Origin of the sequence: Microvirga terricola (assembly GCF_011777495.1) — a bacterium.
GTDB lineage: Bacteria > Pseudomonadota > Alphaproteobacteria > Rhizobiales > Beijerinckiaceae > Microvirga > Microvirga terricola.
The window spans coordinates 284,249-306,607 of record NZ_JAATJS010000004.1; the positions used below are offsets into that span (position 1 = coordinate 284,249).

General features: G+C 61.4%; 27 protein-coding genes and 1 tRNA gene. 8 read left to right on the forward strand and 20 right to left on the reverse strand.

Annotation, left to right across the window (positions count from 1 at the left end; all coding sequences use genetic code 11):
• Window positions 1–260: 260 nt before the first annotated feature.
• The gene (locus HB375_RS13425; protein ID WP_167673498.1) at window positions 261–1,154 is read left to right on the forward strand and encodes a fumarylacetoacetate hydrolase family protein; all 894 of its coding nucleotides are present in this window, start codon (window positions 261–263) and stop codon (window positions 1,152–1,154) included.
• On the opposite strand, the gene argC is transcribed toward HB375_RS13425, so the two are convergent.
• From argC to HB375_RS13445, 4 genes are all read right to left on the reverse strand, one after another.
• Window positions 1,151–2,101, reverse strand: a complete 951-nt coding sequence (gene argC, locus HB375_RS13430; RefSeq protein WP_425515178.1) for an N-acetyl-gamma-glutamyl-phosphate reductase — start codon at window positions 2,099–2,101, stop codon at window positions 1,151–1,153. The genes HB375_RS13425 and argC overlap by 4 nt on opposite strands.
• A 273-nt stretch (window positions 2,102–2,374) precedes the next feature.
• On the reverse strand, window positions 2,375–2,851 hold the full coding sequence (gene rpsI / locus HB375_RS13435) for a 30S ribosomal protein S9 (protein ID WP_167673499.1): 477 nt from the start codon (window positions 2,849–2,851) through the stop codon (window positions 2,375–2,377).
• Window positions 2,852–2,853: 2 nt separating this feature from the next.
• Window positions 2,854–3,315, reverse strand: a complete 462-nt coding sequence (rplM, locus tag HB375_RS13440; RefSeq protein ID WP_167673500.1) for a 50S ribosomal protein L13 — start codon at window positions 3,313–3,315, stop codon at window positions 2,854–2,856.
• Window positions 3,316–3,536: 221 nt separating this feature from the next.
• Window positions 3,537–3,971 carry a hypothetical protein gene (locus HB375_RS13445; RefSeq protein ID WP_167673501.1) on the reverse strand — a complete coding sequence of 145 codons (435 nt, stop codon included), beginning with the start codon at window positions 3,969–3,971 and terminating at the stop codon, window positions 3,537–3,539.
• A gap of 139 nt (window positions 3,972–4,110) precedes the next feature.
• Here HB375_RS13445 and HB375_RS13450 point away from each other — a divergent pair, with 139 nt between their 5' ends.
• Window positions 4,111–4,737 carry a glutathione S-transferase family protein gene (locus HB375_RS13450; protein ID WP_167673502.1) on the forward strand — a complete coding sequence of 209 codons (627 nt, stop codon included), beginning with the start codon at window positions 4,111–4,113 and terminating at the stop codon, window positions 4,735–4,737.
• Here HB375_RS13450 and HB375_RS13455 read toward each other — a convergent pair.
• Window positions 4,734–5,171: a PaaI family thioesterase gene (locus HB375_RS13455; protein WP_167673503.1), complete on the reverse strand. Its 438-nt coding sequence runs from the start codon at window positions 5,169–5,171 to the stop codon at window positions 4,734–4,736. The genes HB375_RS13450 and HB375_RS13455 overlap by 4 nt on opposite strands.
• 51 nt (window positions 5,172–5,222) lie before the next feature.
• Here HB375_RS13455 and HB375_RS13460 point away from each other — a divergent pair, with 51 nt between their 5' ends.
• Together HB375_RS13460 and HB375_RS13465 are read left to right on the forward strand one after the other, a co-directional pair.
• A complete protein-coding gene (locus tag HB375_RS13460) occupies window positions 5,223–5,750 on the forward strand; it encodes a CoA-binding protein (RefSeq protein WP_167673504.1) in 528 nt (175 codons plus the stop codon).
• A 72-nt stretch (window positions 5,751–5,822) separates the two neighbouring features.
• Window positions 5,823–7,106 carry an O-acetylhomoserine aminocarboxypropyltransferase gene (locus HB375_RS13465; RefSeq protein WP_167673505.1) on the forward strand — a complete coding sequence of 428 codons (1,284 nt, stop codon included), beginning with the start codon at window positions 5,823–5,825 and terminating at the stop codon, window positions 7,104–7,106.
• Window positions 7,107–7,261: 155 nt separating this feature from the next.
• On the opposite strand, the gene HB375_RS13470 is transcribed toward HB375_RS13465, so the two are convergent.
• On the reverse strand, window positions 7,262–8,215 hold the full coding sequence (locus tag HB375_RS13470; protein ID WP_167673506.1) for a phosphoribosylaminoimidazolesuccinocarboxamide synthase: 954 nt from the start codon (window positions 8,213–8,215) through the stop codon (window positions 7,262–7,264).
• Window positions 8,216–8,467: 252 nt separating this feature from the next.
• Entirely contained in the window at window positions 8,468–9,145 is a 678-nt protein-coding gene (locus HB375_RS13475) for a ParA family protein (RefSeq protein ID WP_167673507.1), read from the reverse strand.
• Window positions 9,146–9,451: 306 nt separating this feature from the next.
• On the opposite strand from HB375_RS13475, the gene HB375_RS13480 reads away from it, so the two are divergent.
• On the forward strand, window positions 9,452–10,093 hold the full coding sequence (locus HB375_RS13480) for a LysE family translocator (protein WP_167673508.1): 642 nt from the start codon (window positions 9,452–9,454) through the stop codon (window positions 10,091–10,093).
• Here the strand turns inward: HB375_RS13480 and HB375_RS13485 are convergent.
• Complete coding sequence (locus HB375_RS13485; protein WP_167673509.1) at window positions 10,074–11,159, reverse strand: COX15/CtaA family protein; 1,086 nt, start codon at window positions 11,157–11,159, stop codon at window positions 10,074–10,076. The genes HB375_RS13480 and HB375_RS13485 overlap by 20 nt on opposite strands.
• A gap of 138 nt (window positions 11,160–11,297) precedes the next feature.
• On the opposite strand from HB375_RS13485, the gene HB375_RS13490 reads away from it, so the two are divergent.
• On the forward strand, window positions 11,298–11,507 hold the full coding sequence (locus HB375_RS13490) for a DUF2842 domain-containing protein (RefSeq protein WP_167673510.1): 210 nt from the start codon (window positions 11,298–11,300) through the stop codon (window positions 11,505–11,507).
• A gap of 55 nt (window positions 11,508–11,562) precedes the next feature.
• Here the strand turns inward: HB375_RS13490 and HB375_RS13495 are convergent, their stop codons facing one another.
• From HB375_RS13495 to HB375_RS13510, 4 genes are all read right to left on the reverse strand, one after another.
• Entirely contained in the window at window positions 11,563–11,922 is a 360-nt protein-coding gene (locus tag HB375_RS13495; RefSeq protein WP_246728495.1) for a hypothetical protein, read from the reverse strand.
• A 167-nt stretch (window positions 11,923–12,089) separates the two neighbouring features.
• The gene (locus HB375_RS13500; protein ID WP_167673511.1) at window positions 12,090–13,130 is read right to left on the reverse strand and encodes a helix-turn-helix transcriptional regulator; all 1,041 of its coding nucleotides are present in this window, start codon (window positions 13,128–13,130) and stop codon (window positions 12,090–12,092) included.
• Window positions 13,131–13,144: 14 nt separating this feature from the next.
• A complete protein-coding gene (locus HB375_RS13505; protein WP_167673512.1) occupies window positions 13,145–15,289 on the reverse strand; it encodes a sensor histidine kinase in 2,145 nt (714 codons plus the stop codon).
• A 2-nt stretch (window positions 15,290–15,291) separates the two neighbouring features.
• Complete coding sequence (locus HB375_RS13510; RefSeq protein ID WP_167673513.1) at window positions 15,292–15,864, reverse strand: putative pterin-binding protein; 573 nt, start codon at window positions 15,862–15,864, stop codon at window positions 15,292–15,294.
• A 331-nt stretch (window positions 15,865–16,195) separates the two neighbouring features.
• Here HB375_RS13510 and HB375_RS13515 point away from each other — a divergent pair, with 331 nt between their 5' ends.
• Entirely contained in the window at window positions 16,196–16,606 is a 411-nt protein-coding gene (locus tag HB375_RS13515; protein ID WP_167673514.1) for a BA14K family protein, read from the forward strand.
• Between the two features lie 150 nt (window positions 16,607–16,756).
• Here the strand turns inward: HB375_RS13515 and HB375_RS13520 are convergent.
• From HB375_RS13520 to HB375_RS13550, 7 genes are all read right to left on the reverse strand, one after another.
• Window positions 16,757–16,834, reverse strand: a tRNA-Pro gene (locus HB375_RS13520).
• 64 nt (window positions 16,835–16,898) lie between these two features.
• Window positions 16,899–17,390 (reverse strand): MerR family transcriptional regulator, encoded by a 492-nt coding sequence (locus HB375_RS13525; RefSeq protein ID WP_167673515.1) that lies wholly within the window; start codon window positions 17,388–17,390, stop codon window positions 16,899–16,901.
• Between the two features lie 22 nt (window positions 17,391–17,412).
• Window positions 17,413–17,724, reverse strand: a complete 312-nt coding sequence (locus tag HB375_RS13530; protein WP_167673516.1) for an integration host factor subunit alpha — start codon at window positions 17,722–17,724, stop codon at window positions 17,413–17,415.
• 126 nt (window positions 17,725–17,850) lie between these two features.
• Window positions 17,851–18,828, reverse strand: coding sequence for a beta-ketoacyl-ACP synthase III (locus HB375_RS13535; RefSeq protein WP_167673517.1), 978 nt, complete (start codon window positions 18,826–18,828; stop codon window positions 17,851–17,853).
• A 15-nt stretch (window positions 18,829–18,843) separates the two neighbouring features.
• A complete protein-coding gene (gene plsX, locus HB375_RS13540; RefSeq protein WP_167673518.1) occupies window positions 18,844–19,878 on the reverse strand; it encodes a phosphate acyltransferase PlsX in 1,035 nt (344 codons plus the stop codon).
• Between the two features lie 167 nt (window positions 19,879–20,045).
• Complete coding sequence (locus HB375_RS13545; protein ID WP_167673519.1) at window positions 20,046–20,561, reverse strand: YceD family protein; 516 nt, start codon at window positions 20,559–20,561, stop codon at window positions 20,046–20,048.
• Between the two features lie 13 nt (window positions 20,562–20,574).
• Window positions 20,575–21,105 (reverse strand): ubiquinol-cytochrome C chaperone family protein, encoded by a 531-nt coding sequence (locus HB375_RS13550; protein ID WP_167673520.1) that lies wholly within the window; start codon window positions 21,103–21,105, stop codon window positions 20,575–20,577.
• 103 nt (window positions 21,106–21,208) lie between these two features.
• On the opposite strand from HB375_RS13550, the gene HB375_RS13555 reads away from it, so the two are divergent.
• Window positions 21,209–21,664 (forward strand): outer membrane protein assembly factor BamE, encoded by a 456-nt coding sequence (locus HB375_RS13555; RefSeq protein ID WP_167673521.1) that lies wholly within the window; start codon window positions 21,209–21,211, stop codon window positions 21,662–21,664.
• 72 nt (window positions 21,665–21,736) lie between these two features.
• On the opposite strand, the gene HB375_RS13560 is transcribed toward HB375_RS13555, so the two are convergent.
• The gene (locus HB375_RS13560; RefSeq protein ID WP_167673522.1) at window positions 21,737–22,294 is read right to left on the reverse strand and encodes a DUF2087 domain-containing protein; all 558 of its coding nucleotides are present in this window, start codon (window positions 22,292–22,294) and stop codon (window positions 21,737–21,739) included.
• Window positions 22,295–22,359: the final 65 nt, after the last annotated feature.

Below are 22,359 nucleotides of genomic sequence, written 5' to 3' on the forward strand. Positions count from 1 at the left end.
CATGCGAATTACGCTGCGCGGCACTGACTTTTACTGTTGCTCAACTTGAAGATCTAAGTTGACCAGAGATGGTTCATATATGAACAGCTGTATTTTGCCGACCACAGATCGGCTATTCTATCCGACGTTGCAGGCCCGAAAATTCCACAATTTGTGTGCTCAAGTGGCAAAACGGCAACATATTTACGTCCAAAAAGTGCGTTGCAGAGGGTTTTGAATCTGTCAGATAGATAATCAAGGCACATGATGAGGAGCGCAGGATGAAGCTGGTGCGGTTTGGAAAGCCGGGGTGCGAAAAGCCGGGCCTCATCGACGGCAACGGACAGATCCGCGATGCATCGAGCGTCGTCGCCGACATCAGCAGCGTAACCCTCGGCGAGGGCGCGCTAGCCCGCCTCGGCCAGGTCGACGCAACCACCCTGCCCCTCGCCCCAGCCGGCGAGCGCCTCGGTCCTTGCATCGGCAAGGTCGGCAATTTCGTCGCCATTGGCCTGAACTATGCCGATCATGCCGCTGAGACTGGCGCGCCGATCCCGGCAGAACCCATCATCTTCAACAAGGCCCCCTCCTGCATCGTGGGGCCGCATGATGACGTGATCCTTCCGCGCGGATCGCAAAAGGGCGACTGGGAGGTCGAACTCGCGATCGTCATCGGCGAGCGCGCATCCTATGTGGGCGCGAACGAAGCGCTGGAGTTCGTCGCCGGCTACTGCGTCTGCAACGACGTGTCGGAGCGCGAGTATCAGATGGAACGCGGCGGCACCTGGACCAAGGGCAAGGGCTGCCCGACCTTCGGACCGCTCGGCCCCTGGCTCGTGACGCCGGACGAGATCGCAGACCCGCATAACCTCTCCATGTGGCTCGACGTGAATAGCGAGCGCATGCAGACGGGGTCGACCCGCACGATGATCTTCAACATCGCGCAGATCGTCTCTTACGTCTCACACTTTATGATCCTGGAAGCGGGCGACGTGATCACCACCGGAACCCCGCCGGGGGTCGGCATGGGGATGAAGCCGCAGCGTTTCCTCAAGCCCGGCGATGTGATGAGCCTCGGGATCGAAGGCCTTGGCGAGCAGCGCCAGCGGGTGATGGCGTTCGAAGGCAGCCTCCTCGACACCAGCCATCCTGGGCACGGACACACGAGGCCTTAGATCAGGCCCAGCATCAGCTGGATGTTCTGAACCGCGGCGCCGGACGCGCCCTTGCCGAGGTTGTCGAGGCGCGCGACGAGGACCGCGTGACGGTAGGCGTCGTGCCGGAACACGCGCAGCTCCATCTGATCCGTGTCGTTGAGCGCTTCCGGCTCGATCCGCTCGATGCGCTTGCCGCTATCGACCGTCGGGATCACGCTGACCTGACCGCCGCCGGCATAGTGCTTCTGAAGGACCGCTTCGAGATCCTCCACCGCAGGCTTGCCCGGCAACAGGTCGAGATGCAGCGGCACGCTGACGAGCATGCCCTGGCGGAAATTGCCGACGGACGGAATGAAGATCGGCCGCCGGGTCAGGCCTGTATAGCGCTGCAGTTCGGGCACATGCTTGTGCTCGAAGCCGAGCCCGTAAAGCTCGAAGGCCGGAGCCGTGCCAGCCTCGTAGGCTTCGATCATCGAACGCCCACCGCCGCTATAGCCGCTGACCGCGTTCACGCTGATCGGATAGTCGGCAGGGATGATACCCGCATCCACGAGCGGCCGGATCAGCGCAATCGCGCCGGTCGGGTAGCAGCCCGGATTGGCGACGCGCTCTGCCTTGGCGATGGCGTCGCGCTGCGCCGGCTCAAGTTCAGCAAAGCCATAGGCCCAGCCGGGGCTGACGCGGTGAGCGGTGCTGGCGTCGAGGATGCGCGGACGCTTGCCGTTCAGCCCTTCGACGAGGCTCACCGTCTCCCGCGCAGCATCGTCGTGCAAGCAGAGGACGACGAGATCGACCTCGGCCAGAATGTCCCGCTTGGCGGCCGGATCCTTGCGCAGTTCGGGCGCGATGCTGCGGATCGCGATGCCGGGAATGTCGCGCAGGCGCTCGCGGATGCCGAGGCCGGTCGTGCCCGCCTCCCCGTCGATGAAAACCGTCTTTACCGCCGTGGTCGCCATGGTCGTCATTGCCGATCCGATCTGCCTGTCAGGCCGCTGATATATGGCTTGTGGGAGAGAACAAAAAAGCCGCGCGGTGGGCGCGGCTTGCGATCAGACTGGGACAGCCGTCATCGCGCTCGCGCAGCGGGAGCGTCCATCATACGTCGGCGGATGGTCGGCCTGTTTGTCATGAGGCGTTTCATGCCGCCGAAGACCCTTGCTGTCAACGATTCCGTTGACCCGCCGACAAACAAAAAGGGCGGCCCGAGGACCGCCCTTTTCGAAAGGTTTGTTCGACGCTTAGCGCTTCGAGAACTGGAAGCTGCGGCGAGCTTTCTTCTTGCCGTACTTCTTACGCTCGACGACGCGCGAGTCGCGGGTCAGGAAGCCTTCCTTCTTGAGCGGGCCGCGAAGCTCCGGCTCATAGTGGGTCAGCGCCTTGGCGAGGCCGTGACGGACCGCACCGGCCTGACCGGAGAGGCCGCCGCCGGCGACATTCACGACGATGTCGTACTGGCCATCGCGGCTCGCAACCTGGAGCGGCTGGGCGAGGATCATGCGCAGCACGGGGCGCGCGAAGTAGACCTCGACCGGACGGTCGTTGATCACGATCTTGCCCGAACCGGGCTTGATCCACACGCGGGCAACGGCGTCCTTACGCTTGCCGGTCGCGTAGGCGCGGCCCTGCGCATCGAGCTTCTGGACGTGCTTCGGAGCTTCCGGAGCGGCGGCCTGGGCATTCTGGCCCAGATCGGCGAGAGACTGGAGGGTCGCCATGGTTAGGCTCTCACATTCTTGCTGTTGAGGGCACCCACGTCGAGCGCTTCCGGCTGCTGAGCCGCATGCGGATGCTCAGCGCCACCGTAGACGCGCAGGTTGCCCAGGATCTGGCGGAAAAGCGGGCCGCGGGGGAGCATGCGCTCCACAGCCTTCTCGACCACGCGCTCGGGGAAACGGCCTTCGAGGATGAAGCGCGCAGTGCGCTCCTTGATGCCGCCCGGATAGCCGGTGTGATGGTAATACACCTTCTGCTCGCGCTTGCGGCCGGTGAACACCACCTTGTCGGCGTTGATGATGATAACGTTATCGCCGCAGTCGACGTGGGGCGTGTAATTCGCCTTGTGCTTGCCACGCAGGCGCATGGCAACGATCGTAGCGAGACGGCCAACCACGAGGCCGCTTGCATCGATCAACACCCACTTCTTCTCGACCTCGGCGGGCTTCAGCGAAGTCGTATTCATCGCGCTGCTTCCCGTTGGAGCCCCTATGGGCTCAGGTTTTGAAAACGATAACCGCCGCGAAATGCGGCGGCGAGTGAGGGGTGGATAGTGGGTTTATACGTACAAGTCAACAACCAGAGAAACGTATTAGGGCTTTGAATCCCTTATAAATCAACGATCTCGACCGATATGGTATGTAAATACCGTATTTGCGGTATCAAAATACCGCAAATACCTTCAGATCATTTCCGACACGCGCTGACGCCCCCCTTGATCATCCCTTCCCCTCCCCGCCCAGGCACCTCGAAGCCGCCATCCGCGCGGGAGAACCCGATCGGCTGCCCTGATCCAAGATGGACGAGGAACGGGCTGTCGACGGGGAGCGTAATGTCGAAATTAAGACCGTTCCCCAATTCCACCACGATGCCGGTGATCCGCTCCGATAAGGCACCAGCGTGAACGGTCACCTCGATCTTGCCGCCCTCGACGAAGTCGTAGTCGTTGCCGGGAATAGACCCGATCAACTCAACTCCCTTCCGGGCATGGCAAACAATCATGAGGGCGCGGTCATCCGAGCCGTCCGGCTCGCCGTATTCGATGCGATTCTTTTGGAAGGTTACCGCGTGCCACTGATAACCATCAGCCATGGCCGCCTGCGCGGCGAGAAACGACGCCAAAAGAGCAGACGCGGACGAAAGGACAGATTTCATAGGAAGTTCGTTGGCCTATATTCCGCTAAAACCTCTACCGTAAACATTGCATCACAAACCGCCGTGACGGCAACATCATCACGCTCTCTGATTGGAAGGGATTCTTATGGCCGACGAACTTGTCTTCTATACCAATCCCGTGTCGCGCGGACGCATCGTGCGCTGGATGCTTGAGGAGGTCGGGCGGCCCTATCGGACCGAGCTTCTAGACTTCGGGACAACTATGAAGGCTCCGGCCTATCTCGCGATCAATCCCATGGGGAAGGTTCCGGCGATCAAACATGGCGATACGGTCGTGACCGAGGCCGGGGCGATCTGTGCCTATCTGGCGGATGTCTTTCCCGAGGCGGGACTTGCGCCGCCCCATGGGGATCCTCGGCGCGGCCCCTATTACCGCTGGATGTTTTTCGCAGCGGGGCCGGTCGAGGCGTCCGTCAGCAACAAGGCGCTCGGCTTCGAAGTGCCGAAGGAGCGGCGCGGAACGATAGGCTATGGCGCGATGGAAGACGTCCTCAACGCGTTGGAATACGCCGTCTCGCAGTCCGAGTACCTGGCCGGAGACCAGTTCACCGCCGCCGATGTCTATGCCGGTTCGCAGATCGGCTGGGGCATGATGTTCGGAGCGTTGGAAAAGCGGCCTGCCTTCGAGGCGTATTGGCAGAGGATCAGCAGCCGCCCTGCAGCCATCCGCGCACGAGAGATTGACGACGCCTTACGTCAGCCGGCGCCCTAACGCCGGTCGGGGATCGAATAGGTCCCCGTCGCGTGGCAGACGATATCGGAGCTACCTTCGGAGAAGATCGACACCTCGCCCACCGCCAGCCGCCTGCCAAGTTTCAGCAGGCGGCATTCCGCGATCAGCGCCCGCTGGTCCGGCTTCCTCATGAAGTTGAAGTTCAGGTTCGTAGTCACGGTGAGAGCGACCGGGCCGATTTGGGCGAGGATCGCGGCGTAGAGCGCGAGGTCCGCGAGGCCCATCATCGCGGGGCCTGAGATCGTGCCGCCAGGACGCAAATGGCGGTCGTGATAGTCCATCCGCATGGTCGCGGAGAGCGGTCCGATGGCCTCGATGTGATAGGTCCGGCCACCTTCGTGGATCTGCGGGAACTCCCGGTCGAAGAAGGCCCGCAATTCCTCGAGGGTCATGATCGGTTGGTGCGATGTCATCAGCAGGCGGCGCTCATTGAATTGCCCTGCCTTATCCCATACGTTTCCATCATGAACCACGACAATTACCCGAACGATTATATCCGCGGCATCTTGCAAAGCGTGAAGACCATAGCGCTGGTGGGGGCCTCACAGAATTCCGCGCGACCGAGCTGGATCGTGATGAAGTATCTGCTGGAGCGTGGATATGACGTCATCCCTATCAATCCGGGTCTCGCGGGCCAGGAACTTTTGGGCAAGCGGGTCTATGGAAGCCTCGCCGAAGTCCCCGGCCCTATCGACATGGTCGAAATCTTCCGCAACTCGGAGGCTGCTGGGCCCATCACCGACGAGGCGCTGGCGCTGAACCCGCTGCCGAAGGTGATCTGGATGCAGCTTTCGGTCCGCAACGACGAGGCCGCCAAGCGGGCCGAGGCCAAGGGCTTACAGGTCGTCATGGACCGCTGCCCGAAGATCGAGTTCGGACGTCTCTCCGGGGAAATCTCCTGGCAGGGCGTCAATTCTCGGATGATCAGCGCCAAGAAGCCGATTTTGTCAGGCAAGGGCTTTCAGAAGCTGAGCCTCAACCGGCCGCGATAGCTCCCTTGACGGGCGAACGTTTCGTTCTTTAAATAGAACGATCCGAATATTTCCTTGGGAGAGGCGCCCGCAATGACCGATCGTTTGCCCGGTTTCAACACGCTTGCCATTCATGCAGGAGCGGCCCCGGACGCCGCGACCGGCGCGCGGGCCACACCGATCTATCAAACGACATCTTTCGTTTTCGACGACGTGGATCACGCCGCCTCTCTGTTCGGGCTCCAGGCTTTCGGCAACATCTATTCCCGTATCGGCAACCCCACCAACGCCGTGCTGGAAGAGCGCATCGCAGCTCTTGAGGGCGGCACCGCGGCACTCGCGGTCGCCTCGGGCCACGCTGCCGAGTTCCTCGTGTTCCACACGCTGCTTCAGCCAGGCGATGAATTCGTTGCCGCCAAGCAGCTCTATGGCGGCTCGATCAACCAGTTCAATCATTCCTACAAGAACTTCGGCTGGAACGTCGTCTGGGCCAATGCGGATGATCCTGCGAGCTTTGAGGCCGCGATCACGCCGAAGACCAAGGCGATCTTCATCGAGTCCATCGCGAATCCGGGCGGCGTGATCGTCGATCTGAAGGCCATTGCCGCCATCGCGAAAAAGCACCGCATCCCGTTCATCGTCGACAACACCATGGCGACGCCATACCTGATCCGGCCCTTCGAGCACGGTGCGGACATCATCGTGCATTCGGCGACCAAGTTCTTGGGCGGCCACGGCAACTCCATCGGCGGCCTGATCGTCGATGGCGGCACGTTCAATTTCGCGGGTGACGACCGCTATCCGATGCTCTCGAAGCCGCGTCCGGAATATAACGGCATGGTCTTGGGCGAGACCTTCGGCAATTTTGGTTTCGCTATTGCCGCGCGCGTGCTCGGCCTGCGCGACCTTGGACCGGCGCTATCGCCCTTCAATGCTTTCCTGATCCTCAACGGCATCGAAACGCTGCCGCTCCGCATGCAGCGCCACTCGGACAACGCGCTGGCGGTGGCGGAACATCTGGCATCCCACAGCAAGGTCTCGTGGGTCAGCTATCCGGGCCTGCGTTCCGACCGCTATCACAACCTCGCCAAGCAATATTGCCCCAAGGGCGCGGGCGCGGTGTTCACCTTCGGTCTAAAGGGCGGCTACGAGGCGGGCGTGCAACTGGTGTCGAACCTCAAGCTGTTTTCGCACTTGGCCAATATCGGCGACACCCGCTCGCTGGTGATCCACCCCGCCTCCACCACGCATCGCCAGTTGACCGACGAGCAGAAGAAGCAGGCCGGCGCGGGCCCCGAAGTGGTGCGCCTGTCCGTCGGACTCGAGGACAAGGAAGACCTGATCGACGATCTCAATCAGGCTCTCGACGCGGCCTAGACTAGCCCCTTGTTTGAGCATCGGATTTCTCCGAAAAGTGGATTCCACTTTTCGGTCCGAGCTTTAGGGCGGTGGACAAGGCCTCGGGACTTCGTCCGGGCTCAACGCTTTGCACTTGAGCCCGGAAAGACGGAGAAGTTCCCCGTAAAATCTCTTTATGGAAAATACCGCGCCAGGTTGCGTCTGATCCGCGGCAGCGGGTCCTCCCCCTTCGGGGGATAGGCGAAGGGCTGCCCGGTGATCGTCTCGAAGGCGCGGACATAGACGGCCGAGGTCTGATCGATCAGGTCCTGCGGGATCGGCGGCAGCGCCTCCTTATAGGGGTCGCAGCGGGCGACCACCCAGTTGCGCACGAAATCCTTGTCGAAGGATTCAGGCTTCTCGCCGGCGGCGAAGCGCTCGGAAAAGCTCTCGGCGAACCAGTAACGGCTCGAATCCGGCGTGTGGATTTCGTCGGCGAGGAAGATGCGGCCCTCGGCGTCGGTGCCGAACTCGTATTTGGTGTCGGCGAGGATGAGGCCGCGCTCGCGGGCGAGCTTCTGGCCACGAGCGAAGAGCGCGAGCGCATAAGCCGAGACAATGTCCCATTGCTCCTGCGTCAGCAGGCCGCCCTCGACGATCTGGCGTTCGGAGAGCGGCTCGTCATGGCCGCCGTCGAAGGCCTTGCTCGTCGGCGTGATGATGGCCTGCGGCAGCTCCTGATTGTCGCGCAGGCCGTCCGGCAGGGTGATGCCGTACATCTCGCGCTGGCCCTGCTTGTAGAGCGTCAGGATCGAGGTTCCGGTCGTGCCGGCCAGATAGCCGCGCACAACGATCTCGACCGGCAGGATCTCGAGGCGCTTGCCGACCACGACGTTGGGATCGGGATATTCGACGACATGGTTGGGGCAGATGTCGGCGGTCTGCTCGAACCAGTAGCGCGCCGTCTGGGTCAGCACCTGGCCCTTCAGGGGGATCGAGGCGATCGCACGGTCGAAGGCGGAAAGCCGATCGGTCGAGATCAGGATGCGCTTGCCATCGGGCAGGTCGTAGTTCTCGCGCACCTTGCCGCGATAATAGTTCGGCAGCTCTGGGATGACGGCTTCGTGAAGAGGCAGATAATCGGACATGGGCGGAACTTGCCTCTTTGACTGAGCGCGAGGGCAGGCGCCGGAGCGCCGTTCAGCTGCTCTTCTAGAGCATTTTCGAGTGAAGTGGGTACCGGTTCGCGTGAAGAAAATGCAATCAAACAAAGAGATGGAGCATTTCGGCAATTTCAGGGAAACGCGGAAATGCTCTAAGGGCCGCAGCAATCGACGACCCAAAATGAAAGGGCCCGGCATGACCGGGCCCTTAAACATTTCGAGTAGCAAGAATCTGGATCAGGCCGCCGCGCGTCCCGAGCCGGCCTTCTTGTAGGCGGTGTGGATAGCGCTGAGCGAACGGTCGAGTGCGTTCCAGAGGCGCTGAATTTCTTCGGCGGCGTGAGAGTCCGGCTCGAACTCCTTCGCGCCCTCGCCGGCGGCCAGCGCCAGGGAGAAATCGGCCCGGTGGGTGATCTGCCCCGACCAGACGGGAACCTTGAGCGCATTCAGCGCGCCACGGGCGTCCGACACGATGGCGACTTCCGAGTCATGACGCTTGGCCGGCGCGCCGTTGATGACCGCGGCGTAGGGCTTGCGCAGTTCGCGGGCAATCTGAACGGTGTCCTGAAGCGCCGCGATGTCGAAGAGGCTCGGCCGGGTCGGGATGATGACCAGCGTCGCGTGCTTGATCGCCTCGACGACGACGTGAGATTTGTTCGGCGGAGTATCGATGAGCACCCACTGGTACCCATCGCGCTTGGCTTCTTTCAAGGTGTCGTCGAGAGACCGCGTTCCGTGCCTCAGCGCCAGATCGGCCTGACCCCGAAGCTCATGCCAGAGCGACAGCGAGCCCTGGGGGTCGGCATCGATCAGCATCGTCGGGCGGGAAGGATTAGCGATATAGCTCGCAAGATGAGCCGCGAGTGTGCTCTTGCCGGAGCCACCTTTTCGCGAAGCAAAGACCAGCACGTTCATGCCCGACTCCCAATAACCCTGTTCCTACGACCCTGCGCAGTTGAGTGAAGCATACATTAACATTGCTTCTATGTAGCAGAGCAACCCTTTAGCCCGCGACTCCGCCGCCAAACGCTGTGCATATCTCCGCCCAAGCGGCCCTGACGGCGCGGTTCCGCTTGGCACTGTAAGAGGCCGGCCTCTTCCCGTCTGCCGCGCTTCGCGCCGCAGGGGCCCATTCTCTCAAAGCAGGGCTTCTGCAACTGGCCAGTCTTCGACTAGATTTGACGCAAGCTGTTTTTCCTTCAACGCCCTTTTGTATCTCGCATGGATCTCTCACTTCTTCTGTCGGCGGGTATCGCCGGTTTCGTCTATGGCATCACGCCCGGTCCCGGTGTGCTCGCGGTGCTTGGCATCGGCGCGGATCGTGGCCGTAAGGCCGGAGCCGCATTCCTGACAGGCCATTTGGCGGGCGATGTCCTTTGGTCGGCCCTCGCGCTCGTCGCCATCATTGGCGTGACGACCATCGGCTCCTTCGTATTCGACCTCCTTGGAGCGGTCAGCGGCCTCTACCTGTTCTGGCTCGGCTGGAGAGCGATTCGTGTCAAAAGGAACGCTGATGGCAGGATCGACATCCCGGTCCGACGCCCCCTGCTCCATGGCCTGACCTTCGGCATGACGAACCCGAAGGCCTACCCGGTCGCAGTTGCGACCCTGACCGCGCTTCTGTCGGCCAAGGCCAGCTCCCTTACCTGGGGCATGTTGCCTGCGCTTCTGGTGGCGAGCTGTGTCGGCGGCATCCTGGCTTATGCTATTCTCGTCGCCATCATCGGTGCGAGTGCCGTGCGCAGGACCTACCGGCGCTATGAGATTCCGATCACTCGCATTTCGGGCCTCATGTTCATCGGCTTCGCGCTAAACGCGCTCTTTCACTCGGCGCCGGGCCTGTTCATGCCGAAGCGGGCCTAAGCCCGCTCACCCGTGCATGCGCCACCGCCATGCCGAGCACGGCCATTGCGAAGACCTGATGCGCCAACCCGGCCCAGAGCGGCACGACAAGCAGCAGCGTCACGATGCCGAGCACCATCTGCGCCAGAGTCAGCCCTGCCAGCGCATGGGCGCGCCGCCCGGCCTTCGACCCCGGCGCTTTGCGGCGTAAGTCCCAGGCGTGCCACAGCGCGAAGGCCACGATGACATAGGCCACGATGCGGTGGTTGAATTGAACGAGAAGGACGTTGTCGACGAAGTTCTCGATCCAGGGTTTGACGACGAACAGCGCGGAACCCGGCGGGATCAACGTCCCATCCATCAACGGCCATGTATTGTAGGTGAACCCCGCCTTCGACCCGGCAACGAGTCCGCCGAGCGCGATCTGGAGCAGGACGAGGCCCACCAGAAAGCGCGGCGCGAACCGGCCGATATCGCGTTCATTCGCGATCTCGGAGGGGTCCTTCAGCCCCGCAGCAACCCAGACGAGACAGGCCAGGATCACACTCGCGACGGTGAGATGAAGCGCCAACTTGATCGGCGCGACGGCGGTCATACCGGGCTCCAGGCCCGAGGCCACCATGATCCAGCCGATGGCACCTTGCAGGCCGCCGAGCGCGCCGATGCCGACGAGCGTCAGCACCAGTTTGCCCCTGATGGCGCCGCGCCCCCAGAACCACAGGAGCGGCAGGAAAAATACGAAGCCAATGAGACGCCCCAACTGCCGGTGGCCCCACTCCCACGCATAGATGAACTTGAACTCGGACAGGCTCATGCCCTTGTTGACGAGTTCGTATTGCGGGATCTGCCGGTACTTCTCGAACTCGGCCGTCCAGGCCTGTTCGGTCAGCGGCGGGATCGCCCCGGTGACCGGCTTCCACTCCGTGATGGACAAGCCGGAGCCGGTCAGCCGGGTGGCTCCGCCAACCGCCACCATGGCGACGACCAAGGCCGCCAGAATGTAAAGCCAAATGCGGACTGCCTTTAGGGAGCGGATCTCGGGGCGGCGGGCCGATGGCGCGTTTTCGGCTAGGGCTGCGACAGCCATGCTCACTCTCGTCGTCGATTAGGGCTTGAACCCCGGATGCGGCTTGTCACATAGAGGCAGCATCTTCGCGAGGCAATCAATGCCGGTGACGCACCGTGGCGGCTTCGTGAAACCTTGAGAATGGAGAGGACGACCGCGATGCGTATGCGCACCCGCAAGCTGATCGGCACGGTGGTGATGCTGGCTTTTATCGGCTTCTACGTGCTGTTCGCCATGGTCGTTGCCGAGGGCCGCATTACTGATGCGCCGAAGCCCCTGCAGACATTGGGCTATATTGTCCTCGGCCTCGCCTGGGTCCTCCCGCTGCTGCCATTGATTCGCTGGATGGCGAAACCCGACAAAGTTTGAGCCATCCCAGCCGCGCATAAAGAAAAGGCCCGCGCGAAGCGGGCCTTTCGTGTTCTTAGCGGCAAACCCTGCGGCGGCGCTGCTCCCAGCCCCAGCCAGGAACCCACTCGCTGTAGCGCTCGGTCACGCAGCGCTCGACATAAACCGGCTGAGGCGGCGGAGGCGCGTAATAGACGGGCGCGGACTCGACATAGACTGGCGGAGGCGGAGCCACATAGACCGGAGCCGGAGCAGCATAAACCGGGCTCTGCGACGCGGCGATTGCGCCGCCGACTGCGAGACCTCCCAAAACGCCGAGAGCCGCCGCTGCACCCGGCGACAAGCGGTCTGCAGCCGCGGCGGGTGTCGCCGCGGACAGGCCGGTCACGACGGCCAGAGCCGCCAGCGTGCCGGAAGCGAATTGGATGATCTTCATGGTCGCCACCTTGATTCCTGAGGAGGTTCCGATTCGCCTCCCTTTCTCCAAAAGGGATAGCGCCTCAAACCTCACTGGAAGCTGAACGAACCATGGCAAAGCCAAGGCTGCGAGTCGTTTCGGTCGGCATAGTCACCGAAACGTAAAACAAGATTACATTCCTGATATCAGTCGGCCGACCTCAAAGGCACCGAGAGCAGCACGCGGATCAAATCCGCTTGGCGGTTCGTCTCGGTCTTGCGGAACAGGTTCTTGAGGTGGAACACCACCGTGGTCTGCGCGACTTCCAACTCCTCGGCGATCTGATCCAGTCGCTTTCCATCGATGAGCATCAGGGCAACACGCGTTTCGGACGGTGTCAGGTTATAGAGCCTGACCAGCGTATCTCCCGAGACTTTCGTTCTTTGCTCCGTATCGATCAGCAACAGCACCACGGCTTCAGGCCTCTCCTCCTGAGAGAAACGCTGACCGGGAACCAGCACAAGATAAGGCCGCCCACCAGACAGGCGTGGATAGGAGACGATCTCGTCCAGGACTTCCTCCTCGAACGCCTTCGCGATGCTGTCATACAGCTTCGTGTTCAGCTTCGGCACGGAGCCCTTCAGAATGCCCTGCGAGACGCCGAGGCCGTCATCCTCCGCAAGGATGCGTTCGGCCTCCTTGTTCATCAGACGAACGGCACCCTTCTCGTCGACAATTGCGACACCAACAAGAAAGCGATCGAATGCAAAGGTCGCCTTGTAAAGCGCCTCAACGGTCCGCCCGCGGGAAGACTGGAGAATCGCCTGCCAGGCCTCTTCCGCACGCTGCACCGCACCGGATTTTACGCGCTCCACCTGGTTGAGGCGCGCCTCGATCGAGGCCAGGAGAATCTCATAATCGATCGGCTTGACGAGATAATCGTCTGCGCCCGCTTGCTTGCCCACCAGCACGTCGTTGCGGCCGGCCAGAGCCGTCAGAAAAATGAAGGGTACGTCTGCAAGGCCACCCTGCTCGCGCATGGCCTTGAGCACGCCATAGCCCCCGAGGCCCGGCATGGTGATGTCGCACAGCACGAGATCGGGCCGATGTTTCTCCAAAAGCGCGAGCGCCTCAGTGCCGTTTGAGGCCTGAAGTACGTGGTAGTTGGCGGTGGCCAATTCTTCAGCGAGGTCGATCCGCAGGTCTTCCTCGTCCTCGATGCACAAAATCGTCTTTTGGGTCTTCATCTTGATTTAGCCAATTAAGCAGCCTGCTGCGCCTGATCCGCATTCGATACAGGTAAGTCGAACGTAAACAAAGACCCTGACGCCTCGTAACTTTCCACCTGTATCTCTCCCCCGTGTAGATGCATTATTTTTTGAGCGAAATTCAAGCCGATTCCCGTACCCGCGATGCCAGAAGCCGTCCGAGCACGGTAAAAGCGGTCGAAGATCTTCGATAGCTCGTCCGGCGGAATGCCTATTCCCCAATCCCGAACCGAGCAGAAGGCACGAGATCCATCCATCCAGAGCTTGACCTCCACGACGGGGTTGTCGCCGGAATACTTCACGGCATTCGAGAGAAGATTGATGACAACCTGCTCGACGAGGATGGGGTCGCAGTAAACCTGAATCGGCGTGTCCGTCGCCGTGAAGCGGATATCCGCGTGAGAACTCAGCTCGCTTTGCCGCTCACAGATATCCAGCACAAGCCCCTCAAGATTGCAGGATGTGGGGTTCACCTCGATGCGTCCAGCATCCAGCTTTGCAGCATTCAAAACGCTATCCACAAGGCGCGTCAGTCGGCTAGTCGCGTTTCTGATCCGCTGCACGCGGGTCGCAAGTTCATCCTGTGTCAGGTTCGACCCGCGCCGAAGAATGCGCTGGGCGCTCGAGTCCAAAATTGCCAATGGTGTCCGGAATTGGTGCGAGACCATCGAGACGAAGCTGCGATAGGCGCTCGTCATCTCGCGCTCGCGGTCGAGGGCGTTCTGAAGGACTCTCGCAGACTCCTTGTAGTCCGAGATATCCGTCAACCGCACGAAGATCGTGCCGTCATCCGCACGGGTCACGGAAAGGCGGGCCCAGACTTCTTTTCTGATCAACAGGTCGAGTTCAATCGGCTCCGACGGCACCCCTGTCGTCAGCAGGCAAGCGTCGGCGCCCTCGCACATGGAGAAGCAGCGCAGGAAGGTCTGCAAAGTCATCTCTTCCCAGCACCAGATCGCGATGGGGTCGGCGGCCCAGATCTGCTCGTTGGCGAACAGCAACTTGCCGGACGTGTCGAAGGCCGCGAAACCGTCGGGTGCCACCTCGATGGCAGCGATCAAGCGGCGCTCAGCGCGTCGCAGAGCGGCGGTGCGCTGCTGGACCTTGATTTCGAGGTCAAAGTTCTCCCGTTCGGCCTGTTTGCGCGCCCGCCATTGGTGCGTCACGTCCCGGACGAAGGCGATGCCGAGCTTGCGCTCAGCCATGCTGAGGGGGAAGCTATTGATCTCGAGGCAGCGCTCCTGCCCAACCTCCGAAAAGTTTTCGTCTTCGAAGATTGAGCTTGTTCCGCGAACCGCCAGAGCCAATGACTTCGCGATGTCGGGCTTCCGGAAAAGCGCGTCGAGTTCTTGGAGTTGGTGCCCAACTGCACTGTCGGGCCCCAGACCCAAAAGCCCCTGCATTCCCGGATTCCACAGCAGGCAGCTTAGAGACTCGTCGAATATGACGATGCCCTGATTGCTGATGTTGTTGATCACCAGATCGGACAGCTCCTGCTCCTCTCGCAGAAGACGCCGCGCCTGCTTCGCCTCACGCACCCCCCTGAAGAGACGAACAAGCAGGAACGCCGCGCTGATGACGATGCCAACGATGAACGCCATACTCTCGAACACGACGCGCATATATTTCAGTCGCGTTTCGGCGCCGTACTCGCGGTTGAGTTGCATGATCTTGTTCGCAACGTCGCGCAGTTGATAGGCAAAGTCCCGCGCCTGCGCTCGCAATTGCAAGGCGCTTTCGGGAGAAAGATCCTCATTGAAGAATTGCTCGGCGAGCGTCAGTTGGAGATAGGCCTGCTTGAGACCGGCCATTGCGCCGAATTTCTCGACCAGTTCGCCAATCGGACCTTCCAACAGGATCGCGCTTCGGCTGATGAGAATGGCGAGCCTGAAGCTCGGCTCTTCGTCCCGCTTGGAAAAGAGATCGTTCGCCGCCTTGCGGGCGAGACTCTCGGCCAGCAACTCGGCCTCGAACTGGGCCTGCGTGATCTGCCACAGTTTCGCATGCGTATCTTCACTGCGCAGATCGCTCTCGACGGAAAGCAGCCGCGCAACAGTAAGGACGAGGCAGGCCACCAAACTTGCGATCGCGAGCAGCGTGACAAGGGCCACCCTGTAATTTTGCGGAGCAGGCTTCATCTCTATTCAATATGCAGCCGAGACAATTGCCAGACCCACCGCGAGTTGAACCGCACGTCTTTCAGGATGGCGACAGAGTCGCGCGGATAAATGATCCATATCGGCCCCTTGTCCCGAACCTTCAGAACCTGCCCATCGACACGTAAAGCAAGGAGAGGCTCATATTTCAGATCCTCCAAGGGGATGTCGACCGTATAATCGTTCAGCGCCGTGGCTTTCATCGTCGCCCCTTTCCCGCCGATCCGCTCGATCACGGCCCTTAAGGGGACTCCCTCAAAAAACTGCGCCTTGTCAGACACTTCCGAGGAAGTGGTGATTGATGCGCTCCCGAGCGCTTCGAGCATCGCCTTGTCGAACCGTGCCTCACCCGGCGCGTTCGTTTGCTCGATCTTTCCTGAAATCGTGAGGATGACCGGCCCGGTCGGAGCCGGCAACGGCTCGGAAGCGAGCGCCGCCTCTCCCACCCCCATCAGTGCGACCAAAAAGAGATATAAGGCCATGCGCATCAGGGGCCCCTCGGAGCGATATAATAATGTACGTTTACTTGTAAGAATTTTTTGAGGGAAAGCTAGCATCTGCCGCAGAGATCCTGACGCGTTTTTTCTAAACAACTTCTTTCGAAGGGTGTGAAGCGGGTGGCTCACTCTCGGACACTTCCGACACTCGGAGAGTATTGAGCCCATGAATTTAAAACGGAACGAAACCACCCGTTGCAGCATCTCACACAGACGGTTGTTTTCGGACATATTTCCTGTCTCGGGCGAACAATGAGCGTCCCTTTTTCTTTAGTACGCCAGCACACAACCCCGCGACCTGTATTTGCCACGCTTTCCGTGGACGCTATACTGCCGTGCTTGATCTCGGGCAGTTGGAATTTTCAGCTGCCCTTCGAATGAGGAGTTAGACATGCGCAGGTTCGTTGCAGCTTTGATCGGCGCGACCACTCTCGCTTCGGCAATGCCCGCCAATGCAGAGACGATCCCGAGCCGTCGCCTTCCCGACGTGCAAAAGGCTTATCCGTCCGAGAGCTATGCGCAGTATTATTATCGTCGTGGCTATTATTATCCGCGACACTATTACTATCGCCGCGACAACGGAGCGGCTGTCGCCGCAGGCGTCGCCGGGGTCGCCGCAGGCGCGCTTATTGCCGGCGCAATCGCGAATCAGGCCGCAGCTGCGCCCGCCGCACCGCCCCCTCCCGGCACCGTGAGCCCCTCCGTCGCGGCCTACTGTGCCCGTAAATATCGGTCCTACGATCCCGCCACGGGCACCTTCCTGGCCCATAACGGTATGCGGTACGTCTGCACCTATCCGTAGCCCCGCCTTCTCGACGACAAGAGATCGCCCCGCTGCAGCATCTGTGGCGGGGTTTTTCTTTTTTGCGGACTTTTTGGAAGACGCCTCACGCCTGCCGCACAATTTGGTGCCGGCATTCGGCGAACGAAGATCGAATTGTTGGGAAATAAATGGTCGGAGCGAGAGGATTTGAACCTCCGACCCCTAGTCCCCCAGACTAGTGCGCTAACCGGGCTGCGCTACGCTCCGACTGAGCGGCCCATATAGGCCCAGACGCTTCCGGACGCAATCTCTCAAAGAGAGAAAGTCGATCTTATTCGCTGACGGCGGTCTCGACGGGCGTGCGCAGCGAGCTGAGAACGCGGTCGCATTCCAGGAGCTCATCGAGCGCCGCCTGCAGGCGTCCCAAAGCTTGCCCCGAAAACGCTGCCGCCGACGCCATGCGCGCGGGCTGCGCCTCGCGAGGAAGCGGAGCATCGCCGTACTCCCCATCGTCGTCTGCGGCCTCGGGCCGCGGCGCCGCCACGACCTGCTCTCCCCGGCCGATGGCGTGGACGAAGCGGACGCCCTCCTCTTTCAGGATGCGCTGGACGCCCTTGATCGTGTAGCCCTCGCCATACAGGAGATGGCGGATGCCCTTGAGAAGATCGATGTCGTCGGGACGGTAATAGCGGCGGCCGCCGCCGCGCTTCAGCGGCTTGATATGGGCGAAGCGGGTTTCCCAGAAGCGCAGCACGTGCTGAGGCAGGTCGAGATCCTCGGCAACCTCGCTGATGGTGCGGAAAGCATCGGGGCTTTTGTCCATGGCACCGCTCGCCCGTCTGCGATCAGTCGTCGCCCTCGACGACTTCGCCGTTGATGTAGGCCTTGAGAACGTTCGAAGGCTTGAAAACCATCACGCGGCGCGGGTCGATGGGCACCTCGACGCCGGTTTTCGGATTGCGGCCAATGCGTTCGCCCTTGCTGCGCACGACGAACGACCCGAACGAGGAGAGTTTCACGGTCTCACCCTCGGCCAAGCTGTCGCAGATCTCGGCCAGCACCCGCTCGACCAGCTCAGCCGATTCGGTGCGCGACAGGCCCACTTTCTGGTAAACGGCCTCGCTCAAATCAGCTCTGGTTACAGTTTTGCCAGCCATAAGATCCCCCGGCGGTGAGATGTGCTCTGCTTGGTCCCGACCCGAGACGCTATGCAGATGCCTCCCTATGGTCAACCTTTCAGGTTGCCGCCCAGTCGAAAACAAGAGTTCAATGCCGGTTTGGCCTCACCACCGGATCAGGGCGCTGCCCCAGGTGAAGCCGCCGCCGATGGCCTCGATCATCACGAGATCGCCCCGCTTGATGCGGCCATCCTTGCAGGCCACGTCGAGCGCCAGAGGGATCGATGCGGCAGAGGTGTTGCCGTGCCGGTCGACCGTGATGACCACCTTTTCGGGGGCAATGCCGAGCTTGTCGGCGCTTGCCGTGATGATACGCTTGTTGGCCTGGTGCGGCACGAACCACTTCAGCTCTTCCGCGGTGGTGCCGGTGGCGTTGAACGCGTCCTGAATCACGTCGGTCACAGAGCCGACCGCGAAGCGGAAGACTTCCTTGCCCTCCATCTTGAGGACACCCGTCGTCTTGGTCGAGCCGGGCCCGCCGCTGACGTAGAGCTTGTCGCGATAGCGGCCGTCGGAGCGCAACTGCGAGGTCAAAACGCCGCGGTCCGCCGAGGTCCCCTCGCCTTCCTGCGCCTCGAGCACGATCGCTCCCGCGCCGTCGCCGAAGAGGACGCAGGTGGTGCGGTCCTTCCAGTCGAGGATGCGCGAGAAGGTCTCCGCGCCGATGACGAGAGCGCGCTTGTGCGAGCCGGATTGAAGAAACTTGTCCGCCGTCGCCACGCCATAGACGAAGCCGGTGCAGACTGCCTGGAGATCGAAAGCCGCCCCGTGGCTCATGCCGAGGCCTGCCTGGATCATCGTCGCGGTGGACGGGAACGTGAGGTCCGGCGTCGACGTGGCGCAGATGATGAGGTCGATATCGGCGGGCGTCAGGCCCGCATCAGCAAGGGCCGCTTCCGCCGCCTTGATGCCGAGCACCGAGGTCGTCTCGCTCTCATCGGCGATGTGACGCTGCTCGATGCCGGTGCGCTGCACGATCCAATCGTGCGAGGTCTCCACCAGCTTCTCGAGATCTCGGTTCGTGACCAAGCGCTTCGGCAGGTAGGAGCCGACGCCGCGCACGATGGAACGGATTGGTTTCAAGCTTCTTCGCCTTCCTCAGGCCGGTTGATCGAGCGGACCGTGCTCAAGCATCGTCCGGATCGTGTTCATGAGTTCGAAATGCGCCATGTCGTAAGCGACGTCGATGGCGCTGGCGAAGCCGAGGGCGTCCGTGCCGCCGTGGCTCTTCACCACCACGCCCTCGAGCCCCAAGAAGACGCCACCATTGACCTTGCGCGGGTCCATCTTGTCCTTCAGCGCGTCGAAGGCCTGCTTCGCAAAGAGATAGCCAATCTTGGCCATCAGCGTCCGGCTCATGGCGGAGCGGAGATATTCGCCGATCTGCTTGGCCGTGCCTTCCGCGGTCTTCAGAGCAATGTTGCCGGTGAAGCCTTCGGTCACGACCACATCGACCGTGCCCTTGCCGAGATCGTCGCCCTCGACGAAACCCCGATAATCCAGGTTCGGCAGGCTCGATTCCTTCAGGATGCGGGCCGCTTCCTTGACGGTTTCGATACCTTTGATTTCTTCCGTGCCGACGTTCAACAGACCGACAGTCGGGCGGTCGAGGTCGAACACGATGCGCGCCATGGCGGCGCCCATAATGGCCATATCGACCAAGTGACCCGCATCGGCGCCGATGGTCGCGCCGACATCGAGCACGATGCTCTCGCCACGCAGGGTCGGCCACATGCAGGCGATGGCCGGCCGTTCGATATGAGCCATGGTCTTCAGACAGATCTTGGCGGTCGCCATGAGGGCGCCGGTATTGCCGGCGGAAACTGCCGCGTCGGCCTCATTGTCGCGGACAGCCTGCACGGCCTTCCACATGGAGGACTTGCCCCGGCCCATGCGAATGGCCTGGCTCGGCTTCTCGTCCATGCTGATCGCGATCTCGGAGTGGCGAATTTCCGTCGCCTCTTTGAGCTTCGGATAGGCGTTCAGAAGCGGCGCCAATGTCGCCTCGTTACCGAACATCAGGAAACGAATGTCGGGGTGGCGCTCCAAAGCCAAGGCCGCGCCCGGAATCACGACCGACGGGCCATGATCCCCGCCCATCGCATCAAGCGAAATACGCACAGCCTTTGGCATAGACGATCGGTTCTTTCTTCTGGTTCTTCGACAGGTGGCGGAAAATAGCGGTTTGCCATGCCGCCGCAACCGAATTCTATCGGGCACGCCCCAGCCGCCGCGCCCTGTGCCCCGCGACGACCTCGACATCAAAGGAATGTTATCACAACCACAAAAGGATGGTGTGGTTATTCCTTATTTTTCAAGGTCTTCAGCGCCGCAAAGGGGGAATCCTCTTCAGCTGCCGGGTCCTTGTAGGCAAAATCGACGCCCGGCTTGCGCGGATAAGGGTCGAGGCCCAATGCCAGGAACTCGGCGGTCAGCGCGCCGAGGTCGACCTCACCGTTCACGATCTCATCCGGCGGTTCGTATTCGTGCATCTCGGTCGGAGGCTCCGGCGGCATACCGGAAGATTCCGCGAAATCCACCTCGACCTCCTCCTCCACCTGGGAATCGAACGGATCGAGGCTGACCACGCAGATCTGCGTGATGCTGGCCTTCACCACGCCGATCACGTGAACGCCCTTGGCGGAATTCACCAGCTTGAAGTCACCGGAAAGGGCCTGGATGCCGGGCAACCCGAAATCCTTCGCAAGCGCAGCGCATTCCTCCGTCGTCGCCTCGACGTGGATTTGCGTGCCCTGAGGCGGCAGATTCATGACTTCGACCGGGCGAGACAGCGGCCCCACGGCTTCGGGTGTCATCGGCTCCCCTCCTTCAAGCAAAGTCTTCGGGTTTCGGAAAAACGGGCCCCGTCTCCAGGATCGCCGTTAAATCTTGTTCTTTGAGGCCACGTTCCGCGGCCAAGGCATAACGCGCCAGTCCGGTCGCCGGTGCCTCGGTGCCGCAGGCATTGCGCCCTAGAACCGCCGCCAGAGCCGCCTCGTCCGATGCATTGAGCGGCGCCTCGTAGGCATCGGCGTGGCCATAAAAGGAGCCAGCGAGCTTTTTCATGCGCTTAGGGACCGTCGTGTCGCCGATCCCCATTTCCCGATGCGCCGCGTCGAGATCCTGAAAAAAGGCGTCCGTGAGGTCGCTGGCGACGTCTCCGGCCGGGGCCGGGAGGCTGCGCAAGGCTCGCAGGACAAGAATCACATGCAGGGACAAGGCCTCAAACCGGCCTTCCAACGTATCGGGAATGCCAAGCGCCGTATAAAGCGCCGGCGCGCGGGAGGCGGTAGCAATCCGCGTGTAAAGAACCGCAATGGCGGTGCGCCGCGGATTCTTGCGGAAGAGACTGAAGATCATCGCCCGGACCCTTCCTGCCTTGTCAAAACCATCCCTCCGAGGTACGCCATCACGATCCGAAGGCGCAAGCTTATCCGCGCCGCATTCCTGGAAGAACCATACGATGCGTCGATATCAAACATTGTTCGTACGCTTGGCCACTGCGACCTTTATCGCCACGTCCGTCGCCGGATGCCTGGGCGGTGAGGAGTTCCATCGCGGATATCTCGTGGATGAGCGCGCCGTCAACCAGGTCAAGAAGGGCATGAACGCCGAGCAGGTCCTCCAGACCCTCGGAACGCCTTCGACTGTGTCCACAGTCGGCAACAAGAACTGGTACTACATCAGCCAGACCTCGCAACGGACCCTCCAGTTCCTTGGCGAACAGGTGGTGGATCAGCGGGTGACCGCCGTCTATTTCGACAACAACCTGAAAGTCGAGCGCGTGGCTCTCTACGGTCTGCAGGACGGTAAGGTGTTCGACTTCATCAGCCGCACCACCCCGTCGGGCGGTCAGGAATCGAGCTTCCTCGGAGCGCTCTTCCGCGGCACGAACAACTTCAACCCGTTCGGCGTCTAAGCCGGACCGAATTTTACAAGATTACGATGGCCGGGCTCTCGCCCGGCCTTTTTCTTTTGTGCCGAAGAAGCGCTACGCCTTGGCCGCACGCTCCGAGCGCAGCTTCAGATGCTGCAACGTCGCGACCGCCTCGGCGGGCATCCGCTGCTCCACACGCCAGTAGGTCCGACAGTCGCGGGTACGCCCCATGAGGCCGAAATCGCAGAGCTCGCGCCGCAACAGGGCGTGATCCCCAAAGCTGTGCATGGCTTGCAGACGCATGTTCACTTCAGGCTCCGAAAGATCCTCCTTCGCCGGCAGACGCGACCACAGGACCCAGAGGGCGATGATCCGCTCACTTTGCTTGCCCGGCCACCGTTGCAAGCAACCCGTCGCATCGTAGCACCGTGCAAGGCGCGCGACTCTTCGAAAATCGACAGGTTCCGGCTCTGCGGGCAGCGTGTTCAAGCGCTGAGCCGCCCTGGCCTGCGCGCGAAGCTGCTGAAAGTTGCGATGCCCGATGGAGCGGGCAAGCATGTTGAGCAGTTCGACATGTCCCGGCATCGCCTCCCGCTCGGCGAGTTGGTATCTCAAGGAGCGCGCGAGTGCGGAAATATCTTTGGCGTGAAATGGTAAGGCTGTTCTCGACATGACCTATCCTCGATGTCGTGCCTCTATCCGACGTGGGATGTCCGGTGATCGCCTTTCCGACGCGG